This window comes from Pseudomonas sp. Pseusp11, from assembly GCF_047304405.1.
Classification (GTDB): Bacteria; Pseudomonadota; Gammaproteobacteria; order Pseudomonadales; family Pseudomonadaceae; genus Aquipseudomonas.
Genome location: NZ_JBGLZF010000014.1, coordinates 41404 through 58852, shown reverse-complemented (window position 1 = coordinate 58852; position 17449 = coordinate 41404). Strand labels below are relative to the sequence as shown.

Annotated in this window: 16 protein-coding genes; 5 read left to right on the top strand and 11 right to left on the bottom strand. The window is 59.6% G+C overall.

The window, feature by feature from the left end; translation table 11 throughout:
• Positions 1–152: 152 nt before the first annotated feature.
• The 8 genes from ACCC96_RS13665 to ACCC96_RS13630 form a co-directional block, all read right to left on the bottom strand.
• Positions 153–1511, bottom strand: coding sequence for an LLM class flavin-dependent oxidoreductase (locus ACCC96_RS13665; RefSeq protein WP_413696083.1), 1359 nt, complete (start codon positions 1509–1511; stop codon positions 153–155).
• The gene (locus ACCC96_RS13660; protein ID WP_413696082.1) at positions 1511–2704 is read right to left on the bottom strand and encodes an SfnB family sulfur acquisition oxidoreductase; all 1194 of its coding nucleotides are present in this window, start codon (positions 2702–2704) and stop codon (positions 1511–1513) included. Before ACCC96_RS13660 ends, ACCC96_RS13665 begins: the two co-directional genes overlap by 1 nt.
• 23 nt (positions 2705–2727) lie before the next feature.
• Positions 2728–3969, bottom strand: coding sequence for an SfnB family sulfur acquisition oxidoreductase (locus ACCC96_RS13655; RefSeq protein ID WP_413696081.1), 1242 nt, complete (start codon positions 3967–3969; stop codon positions 2728–2730).
• Positions 3970–4259: 290 nt separating this feature from the next.
• Positions 4260–5024: a hypothetical protein gene (locus tag ACCC96_RS13650; protein WP_413696080.1), complete on the bottom strand. Its 765-nt coding sequence runs from the start codon at positions 5022–5024 to the stop codon at positions 4260–4262.
• Positions 5025–5529: 505 nt separating this feature from the next.
• Positions 5530–6279 carry an L-cystine ABC transporter ATP-binding protein TcyN gene (gene tcyN, locus ACCC96_RS13645; protein WP_007939567.1) on the bottom strand — a complete coding sequence of 250 codons (750 nt, stop codon included), beginning with the start codon at positions 6277–6279 and terminating at the stop codon, positions 5530–5532.
• A 4-nt stretch (positions 6280–6283) separates the two neighbouring features.
• The gene (gene tcyL / locus ACCC96_RS13640; protein WP_007939566.1) at positions 6284–6949 is read right to left on the bottom strand and encodes a cystine ABC transporter permease; all 666 of its coding nucleotides are present in this window, start codon (positions 6947–6949) and stop codon (positions 6284–6286) included.
• Positions 6949–7743, bottom strand: coding sequence for a cystine ABC transporter substrate-binding protein (gene tcyJ, locus ACCC96_RS13635; protein WP_019581730.1), 795 nt, complete (start codon positions 7741–7743; stop codon positions 6949–6951). The genes tcyL and tcyJ overlap by 1 nt, the downstream gene beginning before the upstream one ends.
• A 339-nt stretch (positions 7744–8082) precedes the next feature.
• Complete coding sequence (locus ACCC96_RS13630; RefSeq protein ID WP_258671943.1) at positions 8083–9075, bottom strand: D-cysteine desulfhydrase; 993 nt, start codon at positions 9073–9075, stop codon at positions 8083–8085.
• A gap of 190 nt (positions 9076–9265) precedes the next feature.
• Here ACCC96_RS13630 and epsC point away from each other — a divergent pair, with 190 nt between their 5' ends.
• Together epsC and betT are read left to right on the top strand one after the other, a co-directional pair.
• Complete coding sequence (gene epsC, locus ACCC96_RS13625; protein WP_007939563.1) at positions 9266–10192, top strand: serine O-acetyltransferase EpsC; 927 nt, start codon at positions 9266–9268, stop codon at positions 10190–10192.
• 385 nt (positions 10193–10577) lie between these two features.
• Complete coding sequence (betT, locus tag ACCC96_RS13620; protein WP_019651516.1) at positions 10578–12533, top strand: choline transporter BetT; 1956 nt, start codon at positions 10578–10580, stop codon at positions 12531–12533.
• A 14-nt stretch (positions 12534–12547) separates the two neighbouring features.
• Here the strand turns inward: betT and ACCC96_RS13615 are convergent, their stop codons facing one another.
• Both ACCC96_RS13615 and ACCC96_RS13610 read right to left on the bottom strand, forming a co-directional pair.
• Complete coding sequence (locus tag ACCC96_RS13615) at positions 12548–12808, bottom strand: hypothetical protein (RefSeq protein WP_018929330.1); 261 nt, start codon at positions 12806–12808, stop codon at positions 12548–12550.
• Between the two features lie 62 nt (positions 12809–12870).
• Complete coding sequence (locus ACCC96_RS13610) at positions 12871–13611, bottom strand: SDR family oxidoreductase (RefSeq protein ID WP_413696079.1); 741 nt, start codon at positions 13609–13611, stop codon at positions 12871–12873.
• A gap of 125 nt (positions 13612–13736) precedes the next feature.
• On the opposite strand from ACCC96_RS13610, the gene ACCC96_RS13605 reads away from it, so the two are divergent.
• The 3 genes from ACCC96_RS13605 to mgrA all read left to right on the top strand — a co-directional run bounded on the left by ACCC96_RS13605 (position 13737) and on the right by mgrA (position 16320).
• A complete protein-coding gene (locus tag ACCC96_RS13605) occupies positions 13737–14627 on the top strand; it encodes a LysR family transcriptional regulator (RefSeq protein ID WP_413696078.1) in 891 nt (296 codons plus the stop codon).
• Positions 14628–14714: 87 nt separating this feature from the next.
• Positions 14715–15116 carry a type II toxin-antitoxin system HicB family antitoxin gene (locus ACCC96_RS13600; RefSeq protein WP_007903104.1) on the top strand — a complete coding sequence of 134 codons (402 nt, stop codon included), beginning with the start codon at positions 14715–14717 and terminating at the stop codon, positions 15114–15116.
• A 166-nt stretch (positions 15117–15282) separates the two neighbouring features.
• The gene (gene mgrA, locus ACCC96_RS13595; RefSeq protein ID WP_413696077.1) at positions 15283–16320 is read left to right on the top strand and encodes an L-glyceraldehyde 3-phosphate reductase; all 1038 of its coding nucleotides are present in this window, start codon (positions 15283–15285) and stop codon (positions 16318–16320) included.
• A gap of 117 nt (positions 16321–16437) precedes the next feature.
• Here mgrA and tauD read toward each other — a convergent pair whose 3' ends face one another.
• Positions 16438–17274, bottom strand: a complete 837-nt coding sequence (gene tauD, locus ACCC96_RS13590; protein WP_413696076.1) for a taurine dioxygenase — start codon at positions 17272–17274, stop codon at positions 16438–16440.
• Positions 17275–17449: the final 175 nt, after the last annotated feature.

The window sequence follows — 17449 nt, the reverse complement described above, 5'->3', positions numbered from 1 at the left end:
TGTGGCGAGGGAGCTTGCTCCCGCTGGGCTGCGAAGCGGCCCCAAAGCCATTCAATGAGTTCAGTCAGTTGAAACTCGCCAGCAGGTTTTGCGACTGCTGCGCAGTCGAGCGGGGCGATGCGGCGTTCCGACAAGCTCCCTCGCCACAGGTTTTAGTGTCGGTAGTGGGAGCCCGTGTGTTGCTCAGGCAAATACGCGTCACGCTGAAACAGTTTTTCCCGCAGGCTGCCGTCGTCGTAAGCAGTCTTGTACGAGCCCCTGCGCTGCAATTCCGGAATCACCAGCTCAATGAAATCCACATAGCTTTCCGGGGTGACGATCCGTGTCAGGTTGAAACCGTCCAGGCCGGTTTCGGCGATCCACGATTCCAGCTCATCGGCCACTTGCTCAGGTGAGCCGACCACGGTGATGTAGCGGCCTCCGAGGGCGTGTTGTTCCAGCAATTTGCGGCGGGTCCAGTCGTTGTTTTGCAGGCTCTTGGTGGCGGACTGGATGGCGTTGCTCTTCACGTACTGGATCGGTTCGTCGAGTTCGCACTCGGAAAAATCGATCCCGGTGGACGCCGAAAAGTGCGCCACGCCGGCCTCGGCGCTGGCGTAGCTCAGGTACTCGGCATGCTTGGCCCACGCCAGTTCTTCGGTGGCGCCGACGATCACGTTCAAGCCCATGAACACCTTGATGTCCCAAGGATTGCGCCCGGCCTCGACGGCACTGGCGCGAACCTTGTCCACTTGAACCCGGGTCGCCGGTTTGTTCTGGCCGCTGATGAACACGCACTCGGCATGCCGACCGGCGAACAGCAGGCCGCGATCCGAGCTGCCGGCCTGGAACAGCACTGGCGTGCGTTGCGGCGACGGCTCGCAGAGGTGATATCCCTCGACCTGATAGAACTCGCCCTTGTGCTCGACCTTGTGCACTTTGTCTGGCTGGGCGTAGATCCGTTGCTCGCGGTCGTTGAGCACCGCGCCGTTTTCCCAGCTGCCTTCCCAGAGTTTGTAGAGCACTTGCAGGTATTCGTCGGCCTGGTCGTAGCGTCGATCGTGTTCCACCTGTTCACTGAGGCCCATGGCCTTGGCAGCACTGTCCAGATAGCCGGTGACGATGTTCCAGCCGACCCGCCCACGACTCAGATGATCGAGGGTCGACAGGCGTCGGGCGAACAGATACGGCGGCTCGTAGGTCAGGTTGGCGGTCAGGCCGAAGCCGAGGTTCCTGGTGACCGCGGCCATGGCCGAGACCAGCAGCAGCGGGTCGTTGACCGGCAACTGGATCGACTCTTTGAGCGGCACGTCGACCGAGTTCTGGTAGACGTCGTACACGCCGACGATGTCGGCGATGAACAGACCGTCGAACAGTCCGCGCTCCAGCAGCTGTGCCAGTTCGGTCCAGTACTCGATAGTCTTGTACTGGGTGGACGTGTCCCGTGGATGGGTCCACAGGCCATGGTTGATGTGCCCGATGCAGTTCATGTTGAACGCGTTGAGCAGGATCTTCTTTTTGGCGTCGGCCATCAGATCGTCCCCCGCAACGGAGGGTTTTCATCGTTTAGGTAGTAATTGCCCACCGCGTGATACTTCCAGCGCACCGGGTCATGCAGCGTATGAACCCGGGCGTTGCGCCAGTGGCGATCCAGGCCGTGTTCGATCAGGGTTGCCTGGCTGCCGGCGAGTTCGAACAGCGTGCTGCCGGCGGCGAGCGAGATTTCGGTGCTGATGGCCCGGGCTTCGGCAACCGCAATCGACGCTGCGGCGACAGTCTCGGCATTGGTGTCGGCCTGGGCCCGGTCGAGGAATTCGCCGGAGCGCTCCAGCAAGGCTTCGGTGGCGTGCAGACGAATACTCAAGTGGCCGAAACTCATGATGGTCAGCGGGTCTTCGGTGGCTGTTTCATGCGTGGCGTCGATCCATGGCCGGGTTTTGGTCCGCACGAAATGCAGTGCATCTTCGTAGGCTGCGCGGGCAATGCCGGTATCGATCGCGGCGTGGAGAATCTGCGCCAATGGACCGACAGTGGTCGGGCGTTCGAACGCGCTTTGAAATGGAATCACGTCCTCGGCGGCAACGTAGACATCTTCGAACACCACCGAACCGCTGCCGGTGGTGCGCTGGCCGAAGCCGCTCCAGTCGTCGATGACCGTCAGGCCTTTGCTGTTGTGCGGGACGAAGGCCAGCTGCTGCACGCCGTTTTCATCCACTACTGAGGTGGGGATGCGCTGGGCGTAAATGGCGCCGGTGGCGTAGAACTTGCGGCCGTTGATGCGATAGCCGTCACCGTCGCGGGTCAGGCGGGTGACGCGGTCATGGGCGGTTTTGGTGCCCAGTTCCGCCAGTGCATTGCCGAAACGCTGGCCGGCCAGCACTTCGGCGTACAGGCGCTTTTTCTGCTCATGGCTGCCGTTCACACGGAGCACTTCGAGGGCGTAGAAATGGTTCTGCGGGATCTGCCCCAGGGAGCCGTCAGCCTGGGCGATCAACGCGATCACTTTGGCCAGGGTGACGTTGGAAACCCCGGCGCCGCCGTATTCCTTTGGCACGCTGATGCCCCAAAGGCCCGAACGGGAAAACACTTCCAGTTCCGGGTGCGGCAAACGACGTTCGCGGTCGCGCAGGGCGCTGTCGCGTTTGAAGTCGTCGGCCAGGTCACCGGCGACGATCAGGGCTTGCTCATCGCTGGTAATGACCGCGACGTTTCGAGAAAGAGACATGTGTTTCTCCAGCGATCTGGTCGTTAAATCCAGGAGTGGCGAGCCGGCAACGTGCCGTTCAAGTGATAAGCGCCAACCGCGTGATACTTCCAGCGCACCGGGTCGTGCAGCGTGTGCACCCGGGCATTGCGCCAGTGGCGGTCGAGGTTGAATTCGGCGAGGGTGGCGCGGCTGCCGGCCAGTTCGAAGAGTTTTTCGCTGGCCGGCAGCGAGATCTCGGTGGTCAGCACTTTGGCCTCGGCCACGGCAATCGAGGCGCGGGCCGCGGACTCGGTGGTGAGCGGCGCGGCGTTGACCTGATCGAGCACTTGCCCGGCCTTGCGCAGCAGCGCTTCGGCGGCGTGCAGTTCGATTTTCAGCTTGCCGATATCGGCGATCACGTAGAGGTCGTCGCTGGCCCGTTCGACCTTGGCGTCGATCCAGGGCCGGGCACGGGTTTTCACGAATTCGATGGCGTCATCGATTGCGCCCCGGGCGATGCCGGCGTCGATGGCTGCTTGAATCAGTTGCGACACGGCGCCCTGAGTGTTCGGGCTGTCGTTGATCCTCCAGTTGTCCACCACCAGCTCGGCGTCGACCCGCACGTTGTTGAGCAAAATGGTGCCGCTGGCGGTGGTGCGCTGGCCGAAACCTGACCAGTCATCAACGATGCGCAAGCCCGGCGTGCCGCGCCGAACGAAGGCCAGCACTTGCTTGCCGTCGTCGTTCAGCGCCTTGACGGCCACCCAATGGGCGAACAATGCGCCGGTGGAGTAGAACTTCTGCCCGTTGATGACGAAGCCATCGCCGTCGGCGGTGATTCGCGCCTTGAGCTCCAGGGTATTTTTGGTACCGCGCTCAGGGCCTGCGTTACCGATCCGCCAGCCTTCGAGCACGCTTTTGAACAGCTGCTTTTTCTGCGACTCGGTGGCACTGCCCAGTATCAGGTTGAGAATCCCGAACTGGTTCTGCGGGATCTGCCCCAAGGCCGGGTCGGCTGCGGAAATGATCGCGAAGACTTCGGCAACGGTGACGAATGAAACCTGTGGGCCGCCGTACTCACGCGGGATGGCAATGCTGCCCAGGCCGCTGCGGGTGAACTGTTCGATTTCCGACCAGGGCAACTTGCGCTGCTGGTCACGTTTGGCGGCGTGCAGGCGGGCGACTTGCGCCAGCTCTTGGGCAGCCTTGATGGCTTGTGCGTCGTTGCGCAAGACCTGCGCGGGCAACAACAACGGGGCGATGTCCAGATCACTCTGGATGATTGCATCTGCCAGACTGGACATCAGTGCCGCTCCTTGGCTGCACGCAATGCCCTGGCGATTTGCACTGGGGTGATTGTGTTCCGGACCATACCTACCTCACATCTCATGAAAACGCCGCAGGTGTTGCGGCGAACGAAAAACACGAATGTCCGGTGGTCCGGTGTATATACCCTAAACGCGTATAAATAATTAATGAACTAACTTTTAGGAATATGCATAGAAGGGTGGCATCGCCAGGACGGTCGAGCCCTGTGGCGAGGGAGCAAGCTCCCTCGCCACAAAAAGCCCTCATATCGTGCACTACAGGCGCTTCACTTCTTTCGAGGCTCAGCAGCTTTGAGCACTTCTTTGGGCGGCACTTTCAGGTAAGGATTGGCACAGCCGATCTTCAGCGTGCGGGCCGGTGCCCAGCGCGAGTTGTTACCCACCCGGTCGAGGATGCAGTAGGTCACTTCCAGTCGAAGGTCTTCGCCGGCTTCGAGAATGATTGCCGGCGGCACCCAGACGTGAATCGGCTGACCCACATCGTCGGCCTTGAGTTTGGGCAGGTCCATGCGCACATCGCCCCAGCGCAGGGTGATTTCGTCGTCGGTGGCCATATTCAGATACGGTTCGATGGTCAATGGCACACCGCGCTTGACCTGGTTCGGATTGACCCCCTGACGGCGAATGGTCTCGGGGATGAACACCGGCGCCAGGCTCTGGTTTTCCTCATCGCAAAGGGGCGAGGGCAGGCCGCCCGGGCAATCGAGTTTGATCTGGACGTGCGCCGCCGGTGATATCGCTGGCCCTTGCCCGATCTGCATGACCTTGTAATGGACGCGAGCAGAACCGTTGGCAATGAAGCTTTCCGGCACCCGCAGGCTCACCGCTTTGCCGCCATGGTCAGTCCCCAACACGCTGGAGGCCACGTAGCAGTTGTTCCAGAACAGCTCGATCAGGTCGCCTTCGTCCATGCCGGGATAAGTCGGCACGTCGATCATAAGATGAGCGGCCGAGGTGATGCTGATGCCGGCCTTGTGAGTTTGCGCCAGGGTCGGGGCTGCAAGTTCGGGTTTGTTCGAAGTGCTTGTCATGGGGTTCTCTCCTTGAAGCCTTACCGCGAAGTCCGTTTCTGAAAGATCGAAAGGCGTGAATTACCAGGCAACAAAACGATTCACTTTTTGTGTATTTGAAGAGTGATCGAGTTTGATGAAAGTCGCTTGTTGGAGACTAGATAAGAGTGGGTTCGAATAGGTGTCAATAGTGTTTGTCGATTAAAGGTTGGTTCTTGGGTTATTCAGAAATCTCCTACACGGTGTAGTTAATAAACCCCATTGTCCTGTCGAATTCAGTCCGGTATTTGGGGGTGTGTATGCCTTGGAGGCAGCAACCCATTGACTGTAGGTGGCGAGGATTTTTATGGATTTTAAGCGAGGTGAATCTATTGCAGGACATATATATGTACCGCATGGGAGGGTGGGAAGTTATCTACGATTGGAGTTGATCAAGGCGGTTGTAGAAGGCGAATGCAGGATTTTATAAGTCGGAGAAAGTGCCACTTCCATCCATGGAAGTTGACGGTTTTTAGTGGGAATTGAACTAGGCGTTGTTCAGGAACTTGCTTAGAAACTGCTTCGTCCGTTCTTCTTTCGGGTTGGCAAAGAGCGCCTTGGCTTCGCCCTGTTCGACAATCACACCCTTGTCGAAAAACACCACACGGTTGGCCACGTCCCGAGCAAACCCCATCTCGTGGGTGACGATCACCATGGTGCGTTTCTCTTCAGCCAGGCCACGGATGGTCGCCAATACTTCGCCCACCAATTCCGGGTCCAGCGCCGAGGTCGGTTCATCGAACAGGATCACTTCCGGTTCCATCGCCAGCGCCCGGGCAATCGCCACACGCTGTTGCTGACCGCCGGAGAGGCGTCGCGGGTAAGCGTCTTCCTTGCCCGCCAGGCCGACCTTGGCCAACAGCTTTTTACCCAAGGCAACGGCGTCGGCTCGTGGAATCTTTTTCACCACGATCGGCCCTTCGATGACGTTTTCCAAGGCTGTGCGATGGGGGAACAGATTGAAGTTCTGGAACACAAAACCCACGTGCTGGCGAAGGCGTCGTACCAGGCTCTGCTGCTGGTTCAGGGGGCGGCTGCCATCGATCTCGATGTCGCCGACCTTGATCCGGCCGCTGGTGGGTTCTTCCAGAAAATTCAGGCAACGCAGGAACGTGGTCTTGCCCGAGCCGCTGGGGCCGATGATTGCCACTACCTCGCCTTCCTTCACCTGCAGATCGATGCCGTTGAGCACCACCTGACCCTTGAACTGCTTTGTCAGTTTTTCCACGACAATCATTGGGTCAGGACTCCTGGTCGTGCCGATTGACCCGCTCTTCCAACTTGTTCTGCAGGTGCGAAAGCACCGTGGCCAGAACCCAGTAGATCAGCGCGGCGGCAAGATACATGGTGAAAATTTCGAAGGTACGGGCGGTGATCAGCTGTGCCTGGCGGAACAGCTCCGGCACCTGAATGGTGGCCGCCAGCGCGGTATCCTTGACCAGCGAGATGAAGCTGTTGCCCAACGGTGGCAGGGCCGTGCGCATCGCTTGCGGCAGAATGGCCCGGCGCAGGGTTTGCGCGCGGGTCATGCCGATACTGGCCGCAGCTTCCCATTGGCCGCGCTCGATGGAGCTGATCGCGGCACGCAGGATTTCGCAGGCGTAGGCCGCCATGTTCAGCGAGAAACCGATCAGGGCCGCCGGCAGCGGATCAAGTTCGATGCCCAATTGCGGCAAGCCGTAATAGATCACGAACAGTTGCACCAGCAACGGCGTGCCGCGAAAGAACGACACGTAGATGCGGGAAATCCAGCTCACCAGTTTGAAGCGCGACAGGCGCATCAACGCCAGGCCGAAGCCCATCAGCAGGCCGAAGAACATTCCGCCCAGGCTCAGGATGACCGTGTAATACGCGCCCTTGAGCAGGAAGGGCGCGGAGTCCAGCGCGAGTTGGAAAGCTTCTCCCATTATTGAGTGACGTCAGCGCTGAAGTATTTTTCCGAAAGCTTTTTCAGCGTACCGTCGGCACGCAGCTTGTCGATGGCTTTGTTCACCGCGGCCAGCAGTTCAGGCTCGCCTTTGCGCAGGGCAATACCGGCCTCTTGGCGGGAGAACGCTTCGCCGGCGGCGGCAGTGTCCTTGGCCTTCCTGGCGTATTCCAGCGCGGCCAGGCGGTCGATCAGAATGGCGTCGATGCGGCCGACGCGCAGATCCTGGAACTTGCTCGGGTCATCTTCGTAGGTGCGGACGTCAGCCTTCGGCACATTCTCTTTCACCCACTGCTCGTAGTTGGTGCCCAGGCCTACGCCGACTTTCTTGCCGGCCAGATCGGCGGCGGTCTTGATGGTGTCTTTGTTTTTGGTCAGGGTCAGCGCCTGAATCCCGGAAACGGTGTACGGCTCGGAGAAGTCGTACTTCTTCTTGCGCTCTTCGGTGATGGTCACCTGGTTGATCACCGCGTCCAGACGCTTGGATTCCAGGGCCGCGAGGATGCCTTCCCATTTGGTCGGCTGCAGTTTGACCTTCACGCCCAGCTCTTTGGCCAAGGCTTCGGAGAACTCGACTTCGAAGCCGCTCAGTTTGCCGGCCTCGTCGACGAAGCTGAACGGTGGATAAGTGCCTTCCAGGCCGACGTTGATCACGCCCGCGTCCTTGATCTTTTGCAGTTGCTCTCCGGCAACCGCTTGCCCGAGCAGGCCGGCGCTCAGCGCCAGGCCCAACGAGCCCACCAGCAGATTTCTACGTAGTGCGGAAAAATTCATGACAAGCCCCTGTGTTTTCTTATGGAAGACGCTTAAGGAAAGTTGGCAAATTCGGGATTTGAACGACTGCGATATCCTGCCCTAAAGCAGCTTATGCGTCTCGCTGCAAATTCGCCTGCGGCGCGACTATATGATGGGATTTTTAGATTGGAAAATAATAAATATTAAGTTTGTTATTCTTTAAATGAATATTTGAGGGGTGCATTCCTGTGGCGAGGGGGCTTGCCCCCGTTCGGCTGCGAAGCAGTCGTAATGTCTGCTGACTCGATATGACTGCCGGACACAAGGGGCCGCTGCGCGACCCAACGGGGGCAAGCCCCCTCGCCACAGGACTATCGGTTACAGAAAATCTTTGTAGGCAAACAACGCCGGCGCCCCGCCGGTGTGCAGGAAGATGATCGGGCCGTCATCGAAGCGCTGGCGCCCGATGCCGTCGAGCAAACCGGCCATGGCCTTGCCGGTATACACCGGGTCCAGCAACAACCCTTCCTGGCTCGCCAACAGCTTCACCGCCGCCAGCGTCCCGGCATTCGGCTCGCCATAACGCGGGCCGAAATATTCGTCCCACAGTTCGACTTTGAAACTCGCCGGCAGGTCCACGCCCAACAGCTCGGCAGTGCGTTCGGCGAGGCCCTGGACTTTCGGTCGTTGAGCTTCATCGCTACGGGAAACGGTCACGCCGATCACTGGCAAATCCGGCAGTACTTCGCTCAATGCCAGCGCCAGGCCGCTATGGGTGCCGGCACTGCCGGAAGCCAGGACTACGGCGGCGAATTGCAGCCCGGTGTCCTTGATCTGCTCGGCCAGTTCCAGACCCGCACGGACATAACCCAAAGCGCCCACCGCATTGGAGCCACCAATCGGCACCAGATAGGGTTTCTTGCCGTTGCTGCGCAGACGTGCGGCCAGCGCTTGCAATTGCTCGTCAGCGTTGTCGAGGTTTTCCACCAACTCGACTTTGGCATCGAACAGGTCCAGCAACAGCCGATTGCCATTGCCGAGGTAGTTGCTATCGTCAGTGCCGAGCGGGTTCTCCAGCAGCGCCACGCAGCCCAGGCCAAGCTTGGCCGCAATGGCGGCGGTTTGGCGCACGTGGTTGGACTGGATCGCGCCAGCGGTGATCAGTGTATCGGCGCCCTGGGCCAGGGCATCGGCGGCGAGGTATTCGAGTTTGCGCAGCTTGTTGCCGCCCAGTGCCAATGGCGTCAGGTCATCGCGTTTGACGTACACATCGCGGCCCAGCCAGGTCGACAGGCGTTCGAGTTTTTCCAATGGGGTAGGGTGACCGAGCAGGTCGAGGCGGTTAAAACGGGCAAGCTGTTGTTTGATCATGGGTCCGTACTGGCGGAGAAAGATGTCTGGACTATAGGCACGGGTATTTAGCGGGGCAACTGCCAATCGCTTATAGCCAAAAGTATTGTTCCCAGCACTATTGGTTCTTAATTCGGCTGCAAGTCGTTGCCGTAAAGTAATCGCCGTCAGCGCGGCCAGACAGTCCGGCCGCCCGTGAGGAGTTTTTACCGTGAGCGAGCGTTCCAGCCATTGGCAATTGCAGACCATCGTCAGCCAACTGCGTACGGCGCGCGACCAGTGGCGCGCACAAAACGGCCGCGCCAGCACCGAGCAGGGCGGTCGCGAGTTGCCGTCCCGAGCGGCCATGGCGGACATTCTCGAAGCCTTGTGCGGTGCGTTGTTTCCGATGCGTCTGGGGCCGGTGGATTTGCGTGAGGAGAGTGAGGACTTCTACGTCGGCCACACACTCGACGTGGCGTTGAATGCATTGCTGGCTCAGGCGCGGCTCGAATTGCGCTACGTCGCTCGTCACAGTGCCGGGGGCGACTCTGAAGTCGAAGCCAAGGCCATCCGGATCATTCAGGACTTCGCCCTCGCTCTGCCGGAATTGCGCAGCCTGTTGGACACCGACGTGCTGGCGGCCTATCACGGCGATCCGGCGGCTCGCAGTGTCGATGAAGTGTTGCTGTGCTACCCGGGAATCCTGGCGGTGATTCACCATCGCCTGGCCCACCATTTGTACCGCGCCGGGTTGCCGTTGCTGGCGCGGATCAGCGCGGAAATCGCCCACTCGGCCACCGGTATCGACATCCACCCTGGCGCGCAGATCGGTCGCAGTTTCTTCATCGACCACGGCACGGGTGTGGTGATCGGCGAGACCGCGATCATTGGTGAGCGGGTGCGGATATATCAGGCCGTGACGTTGGGCGCCAAGCGCTTCCCGGCGGACGAAGACGGCCAGTTGCAGAAGGGCCATCCGCGGCATCCGATCGTCGAGGACGACGTGGTGATCTATGCCGGCGCGACGATTCTGGGACGGATCACCATCGGCAAGGGCTCGACGATTGGTGGCAACGTCTGGCTGACCCGCAGCGTGCCAGCGGGGTGCAACCTGACCCAGGCGAATCTGCAGCATGATGACGGGACGCAGAAGTAAGCCAGGTGACACTTTGCGCTTTTTGTGGCGAGGGAGCTTGCTCCCGCTCGGTTGCGCAGCAACCGCAATATAGATAACCAGTTAAATCCACATAGAGGCGGTCGCGATTTTTGGGGCCGCTTCGCGGCCCAACGGGGGCAAGCCCCCTCGCCACAATCCTTCCTTCAGCCAGGGTGAGACGAGCTACCGCCGAGCCCAGCGATTAGTCCTTAGCACCCTATTCATGTTTAACTTGAACGTTCATTCAAGTTAAACCGGTGGTTCGCCGCCCGCTCACAACAGGAGGCTTGCCTTTGCTGAGTCCGATTTTTACAGCCACGTTTTCCCCCCTCGAGGTGCACCTTTCGTGAGTGCATCGTCCATCCCCGCAAGCGGCCAGGTCCGCATGAATCCGCCGGTGTTTTATTTCGCGGCGACCTTCATTTTGTTGTTCGCCGTCGTGGTCATGGCGATCCCCGAACAGGCCGGTGCCTGGCTGTTGCAAGCGCAAAACTGGGCGGCCAATACGGTCGGCTGGTACTACATGCTCGCGATGACGCTGTATCTGGTCTTCGTGGTGGTCACCGCCTTGTCCGGCTACGGCAAGATCAAGCTCGGTGCCGACCACGACGAGCCCGAATTCAGTTACTTGTCCTGGGCCGGCATGCTGTTCGCCGCCGGGATCAGCATCACGCTGTTTTTCTTTTGCGTGTCCGAACCACTTACGCATTTGGTGCAACCACCGCAAGGCGAGGCCGGTACGGCGGAGGCGGCGCGTCAGGCGATGCAGATTCTGTTTCTGCACTGGGGCCTGCACGGCTGGGGCGTGTTCGCCTTCGTCGGCATGGCGCTGGCCTATTTCGCCTATCGACATAACCTGCCGCTGGCCCTGCGTTCGGCGCTGTACCCGCTGATCGGCAAGCGTATCAACGGGCCCATCGGTTACGCGGTGGACGGCTTCGGCATCATCGCCACGGTGTTCGGCCTCGGTGCCGACATGGGCTTTGGCGTATTGCACCTCAACTCGGGCCTGGACTATCTGTTTGGCATCGCCCACACCCAGTGGATTCAGGTCGGCCTTATCACGCTGATGATGGGCGCGGCGATCATCGTCGCCGTGTCCGGCGTCGACAAAGGCGTGCGGGTGATGTCCGACATCAACATGCTGCTGGCCTGTGCGCTGCTGCTGTTCGTGTTGTTCGCCGGCCCCACCCAGCACTTGCTCAATACCCTTATCCAGAACCTCGGCGATTACCTCGGTGCCTTGCCGATGAAGAGTTTCGACCTCTACGCCTATGACAAACCCAGCGACTGGCTGGGCGGCTGGACGGTGTTCTACTGGGCCTGGTGGATTGCATGGTCGCCGTTCGTGGGCCTGTTCATTGCGCGGATTTCCCGTGGCCGGACCATCCGCGAATTCGTCTTCGGCGTGCTGTTGATCCCGCTCGGTTTCACCCTGGCGTGGATGTCGATCTTCGGCAACAGCGCCATCGATCAGGTGCTCAACCACGGCATGAGCGCGCTCGGCATGTCGGCCATCGACAACCCGTCGATGACGCTTTACCTGCTGCTGGAGACCTACCCGTGGAGCAAAACCGTGATCGCGGTCACGGTGTTCATCAGCTTCGTGTTCTTCGTCACCTCCGCCGACTCCGGCACCGTGGTGTTGTCGACCTTGTCCGCCAAGGGTGGCAATCCCGATGAAGACGGGCCGAAATGGTTGCGAGTGTTCTGGGGCGCGATGACGGCACTGGTGACCAGTGCGCTGTTGTTCTCCGGCAGCATCGACGCATTGAAGTCGGCGGTGGTGCTGACGTCGTTACCGTTCTCGATGATTTTGCTGCTGATGATGTGGGGCCTGCACAAGGCGTTTTATCTAGAGTCGCAGAAGCAGATCGCGCAATTGCATTCCCTCGCACCGGCATCTGGATCACGGCGCGGCGGTTGGCGTCAGCGCTTGAGTCAGGCAGTGCATTTCCCGTCTCGGGATGAGGTTTATCGCTTCCTTGATACAACGGTGCGCCCGGCCATTGAGGAAGTGACGGCCGTGTTTGTCGAGAAGGGATTGCATGTGGTCACTCAGCCCGATCCGGCCAACGACAACGTTAGCCTGGAAATCGGTCACGGCGAACTGCATCCGTTCATCTATCAGGTGCAAATGCGTGGCTACTTCACCCCGTCCTTCGCCCGTGGCGGCATGGGTTCCAAGCAACTCAACAACCGTCGTTACCACCGTGCCGAAGTGCATTTGCGCGAGGGCAGTCAGGACTACGATCTGGTGGGTTACACCAAGGATCAGGTGATCAACGACATCCTCGACCAGTACGAACGGCACATGCAGTTTTTGCATTTGGTGCGTTGATCGACCGGTGGCGCTCAGGTCTCGCTGCTCAACACCATGAACAGCACCAGTGCCGCCACCGGTACGCCGAACACCGCGCTGCCCACCACCAGTTCCGCGCTCAACGGTTGGCCAGCGTTGACCATTCCGACTGCGCCGTTGATCAAGGTCAACGCCAGCCACAGCACGACAAAGCTGTAGGCCAGGGTCTGACGGGAGAAACCGATTTTCTCGCCGATGAACAGCATCAGTGCCAGCAGGATCAGGCCGAAGAAGATGATGATCGTGGTGTGCATGATGCGTTCCGCCCTTCAGATGTGTGCTGCCTTACGGATTCAGCCCAATACATCGAGCATAGTTAAACCAACCCGCCGTTAACGCGCAGGATTTGCCCGTTGACCCAGGCCGAATCCGGGCCGACCAGGAAGGACACGACGCGGGAGATGTCTTCTGGCTGAGCCGGGCGTTCCAGCGGTGGCATCTTGGCGAAGGTCTGGATCTGTTCTTCGCTCTTGCCGTGCAGGAACAGGTCGGTGGCGACCGGGCCCGGGGCCACGGCGTTGACGGTGATGTTGCGACCGCGCATTTCCTTGGCGAACACTTGGGTCAGGGATTCCACTGCCGCCTTGCTGGCGATGTACACCGCATAGCCCGGCAGGTTCATGCCGACGGTGCTGCTGGAGAAGTTGATGATTCGGCCACCACTGTTCAGGCGCGTTGCCGCTTCACGCAGAGTGTTGAAAGTGCCGCGAGCGTGGATGTTGAAGTTCTGGTCGAACAGTTCGTCGCTGTGTTGCGCCAGCGGCAGCACTTTGAGGATGCCGGCGTTATTGACCAGCACGTCGACCTTGCCCAGTTGGGTTTCGGTTTCGTCGAACAGCCGGCGTACATCGTCGGCGTTGGCCACATCAGCCTTGATCGCTATGGCCCGGTGACCTGCCTGACGCAGTTTTACCACCAGTGCCGACGCCTCGGTGGCACTGGTGGCGTAGTTGATGGCGACGGCGAAACCCTGGCTGGCCAGTTGCTGGGCGATCACGGCACCGATGCCGCGGGAGGCGCCGGTCACGATGGCAACTTTCGAAGTTTGAGTAGTCATGGCGTTGATTCCTTGGAGTGGCTGGGGTGTGGAGCCAGATTCACATGTTTACTCAGGGTGATAGATGCACGAGAGTTGCCTTTACTGTTCAATAATCGCCAACAATCGATCGTCAGGAGCGCCGTATGGATCAAGTCAAGGCGATGAAGGTTTTCGTTCGGATCTACGAGCGCAGTAGCTTCACGCTGGCGGCCGATGACCTGAACCTGCCGCGTGCCACCCTGACCCATACGCTGAATCAGTTCGAAGCCTGGCTCGGTACCCGTTTACTGGAGCGCAGCACGCGCAAGGTCCGTCCTACGCTGGATGGCGAGGCGTACTACTTGCGTTGCGTGCAGTTGTTGGCAGAACTGGAAGAAGCCGAACTGGCATTTCGCGGCGTTGCGCCGAAAGGCCGATTACGGGTGGATCTGCATGGCACGTTGGCCAAGCATTTTGTAATCCCGGCGTTGCCGCAATTCATGGCGCGCTACCCGGACATCGAGTTGTCCATCAGCGAAGCCGACCGCTTCGTCGACCTGATCGCCGAAGGCGTTGATTGCGTGTTGCGCGCCGGCACCTTGGGCGATTCGGCGCTAATCGGTAAACGTGTCGCCAACCTGCGCCAGATCACCTGCGCCAGCCCGGCTTACCTGCGCAAATACGGCGAACCGAAAAACCTCGAAGACCTGAAAAACCACCGCGCGGTGAACTACGTTTCGCGCACCACGGCCAAGCTGTTTCCATTCGAGTTCATGGTGGATGGCGAGCTGAAAGAAGTGGCCATCGAGGGAGCGTTGTCGGTGTTCGGCGCGGAGATTTATGCGGCCTCGGCAATTGCCGGATTGGGGCTGATTCAGTGCCCGCATTACCGAATGGAAACGCAGATTGGCCAAGGGTTGGTGCAGGAAATCCTCACCGACACACCGCCGCCATCAATGCCGGTTTCGGTGTTGTATCCGCATAACCGACACATGTCGCCACGGGTTCGGGTGTTTGTGGATTGGTTGGGGGAGGTGTTTGCGGGTGCCGTTTGATGGCGATCTTTGCAAGATGTGTATGGTGTGTATGCGTGTTGGTTTCTGTTTTACAGTCCAATCTCTGTCAACAGAGAAGTCATCGAAATGAAATTCCCGGTCGTTCTGCACAAGGATGCCGACTCAGAATACGGAGTGATTATCCCGGACGTGCCGGGATGCTTCTCCGCAGGCGCTACTGTGGCGCAGGCATTTGAAAACGTGAAAGAAGCGTTGGCTTTGCACTACGAAGGTCTGGTCGCCGATGGTGATCCACTTCCGCAGGTGCGTGAGATTGACGCTCATCTTGATAACCCTGATTACGCTGGCGGCGTGTGGGGTGTGGTCGAATTCGATATCACGCCTTATTTCGGCAAGTCGGTGCGCTTCAATGCCACGCTTCCTGAGCAGTTGCTTGAGCGTATCGACCAGACGGTCAGACGAGATCAGCGATATAGCTCAAGGTCTGGCTTTTTGGCGGCTGCCGCGCTACGTGAGTTGTCGGCGTAAGTGTTGGGCGTGGATATCGACTCTATGGGGGAACTCAGTTTTTAATAATCTATGAAACGTTTCAGCAATTAGTCGAATCCGGGGTTTCCTGGCGTTTGTCTGGGCGTATGCTGGGCAGCTTGCAAAGCAGTCGATACCCCATTCAAGACCCACAAGAGAGGATTCGATGACCTACACCGCTGCCGAAAACCGCTACGACTCTATCCCTTACCGCCGCGTAGGTCGCAGTGGACTGGTACTGCCGGCACTGTCGCTGGGCCTGTGGCACAACTTCGGCGACAGCACGCCGATCGACATACAGCGCTCGTTGCTGCGCACGGCGTTCGATCTGGGCATCAACCACTTCGACCTGGCCAACAACTATGGCCCGCCGTACGGCAGCGCCGAGATCAACTTTGGTCGTTTGCTGCGCGAAGACTTCAAGCAGTACCGCGATGAGCTGATCATCTCCAGCAAGGCCGGTTGGGACATGTGGCCCGGCCCTTACGGCCAGGGCGGCGGGTCGCGCAAATATGTGCTGGCCAGCCTCGACCAGAGCCTGCAACGCCTGGGCCTCGATTACGTGGACATCTTCTATTCCCACCGTTTTGACCCGGACACCCCGCTGGAAGAAACTGCCAGCGCACTGGCCACCGCCGTGCAACAGGGCAAGGCGTTGTACATTGGCATCTCGTCTTACTCCGGGGTGAAAACCCGGGAAATGGCCGCGTTGCTCAAGGAGTGGAAAGTCCCGCTACTGATCCACCAGCCGGCCTACAACCTGCTCAATCGCTGGGTGGAAAAAGACCTGCTGGATGTCACCGACGAACTCGGTACTGGTGTGATTGCCTTCACGCCGCTGGCGCAGGGCCTGTTGACCGACAAATACCTCAACGGCATTCCGAAGGATGCGCGGGTCAACCGCCCGGGCGGTGATTCATTGCAGTCGTCTCACCTGTCCGAAGCCAACATCGCCCAAGTGCGGGCGCTCAATGAAATCGCCAAACGCCGCGGTCAGAGCCTCGCGCAGTTGGCGTTGGCCTGGACCTTGCGCGATCCACGGGTGACCTCGGCGCTGATCGGTGCGAGCCGGCCGGAGCAGATCATCGAGAACGTCGGGGCGTTGAAGAACCTGAGCTTTAGCGCGGAAGAACTGGCAGAGATTGATCGATTTGCCCAGGAGGGCGGGATCAATTTGTGGGAGAAGCCTTCGACGGCTGAGTAACCTGAAAAAGCAAAAGATCGCAGCCTTCGGCAGCTCCTACAGAATCGATGGTTGACCGCAATATTTGCGGCGAACGCGGTCAATGTAGGAGCTGCCGAAGGCTGCGATCTTTTGCTCTTAAAACGGCACATCCCCCAACACCGTCGCCCGCTGCATCACCCGCCGTGCCGGGCGGTAATCATCCACTGCGTAATGCTGGGTCACGCGGTTGTCCCAGAACGCGATGTCGTCTTTCTGCCAGCGCCAGCGAATGGTGAAGTCCGGCCGTGTGGTGTGGGCGAACAAGAACTTCAGAACTACTTCGCTCTCGGTTTCCGACAACTCGTTGATCTTCGACGTGAACCCTTCATTGACGAATAACGAACGACGCCCGCTCACCGGGTGCGTGCGAATCACCGGGTGTGACAGCGGTGGATTTTTGCGCCGGGCTTCTTCCCACTGGGCCAAGGCTTCCGGCGTGTTGCCATAGCGCTCCAGTGGAAACGAGCGGGTGAAATCGTGAGTGGCAGTGAGTCCTTCGAGCAAGGTTTTCATCGGCGCCGACAACGCGTCATACGCCGCAATGCCGCTGGCCCACAGAGTGTCGCCACCAAACTCCGGCAGCAACTTGGCGCTGAGCACCGCGCCCATCGCCGGGGTCGGCAGGAACGTCACGTCGGTGTGCCAGATCGCGTTGTCCCGCACGTCGGTGACGGCGGTGTCGAGGATCAGCACTTCCGGTTGTTCCGGCACGTTCGGGTAGATCGGATGAATATGCAGGTCGCCGAAATAGGCGGCGAATCGCGCCTGTTGCTGTGGCTCGATCGGCTGGTTACGGAAGAACAGCACCTGATACTTGAGCAGCGCCTGCTCGATGGCGTCGCGTTGTTCCACGTTCAGCGGCTGGCTGATGTCGACGCCGCTGATTTGCGCGCCGAGGGCGCAGCTGAGGGGGACGATGGTCAAGTTACTCATGGCGGTTCTCTTCAATCCAGGGCGCTGACTGTGGGAGCGACCTGTGGCGAGGGGGCTTGCCCCCGTTGGGTTGCGAAGCAGCCCTTAAAATTCTGATGTACCAAAGATCTTGTGAGTGCTACGCACTCAAACGGGGGCAAGCCCCCTCGCCACACAGGCCCCCACTGGTTGAATA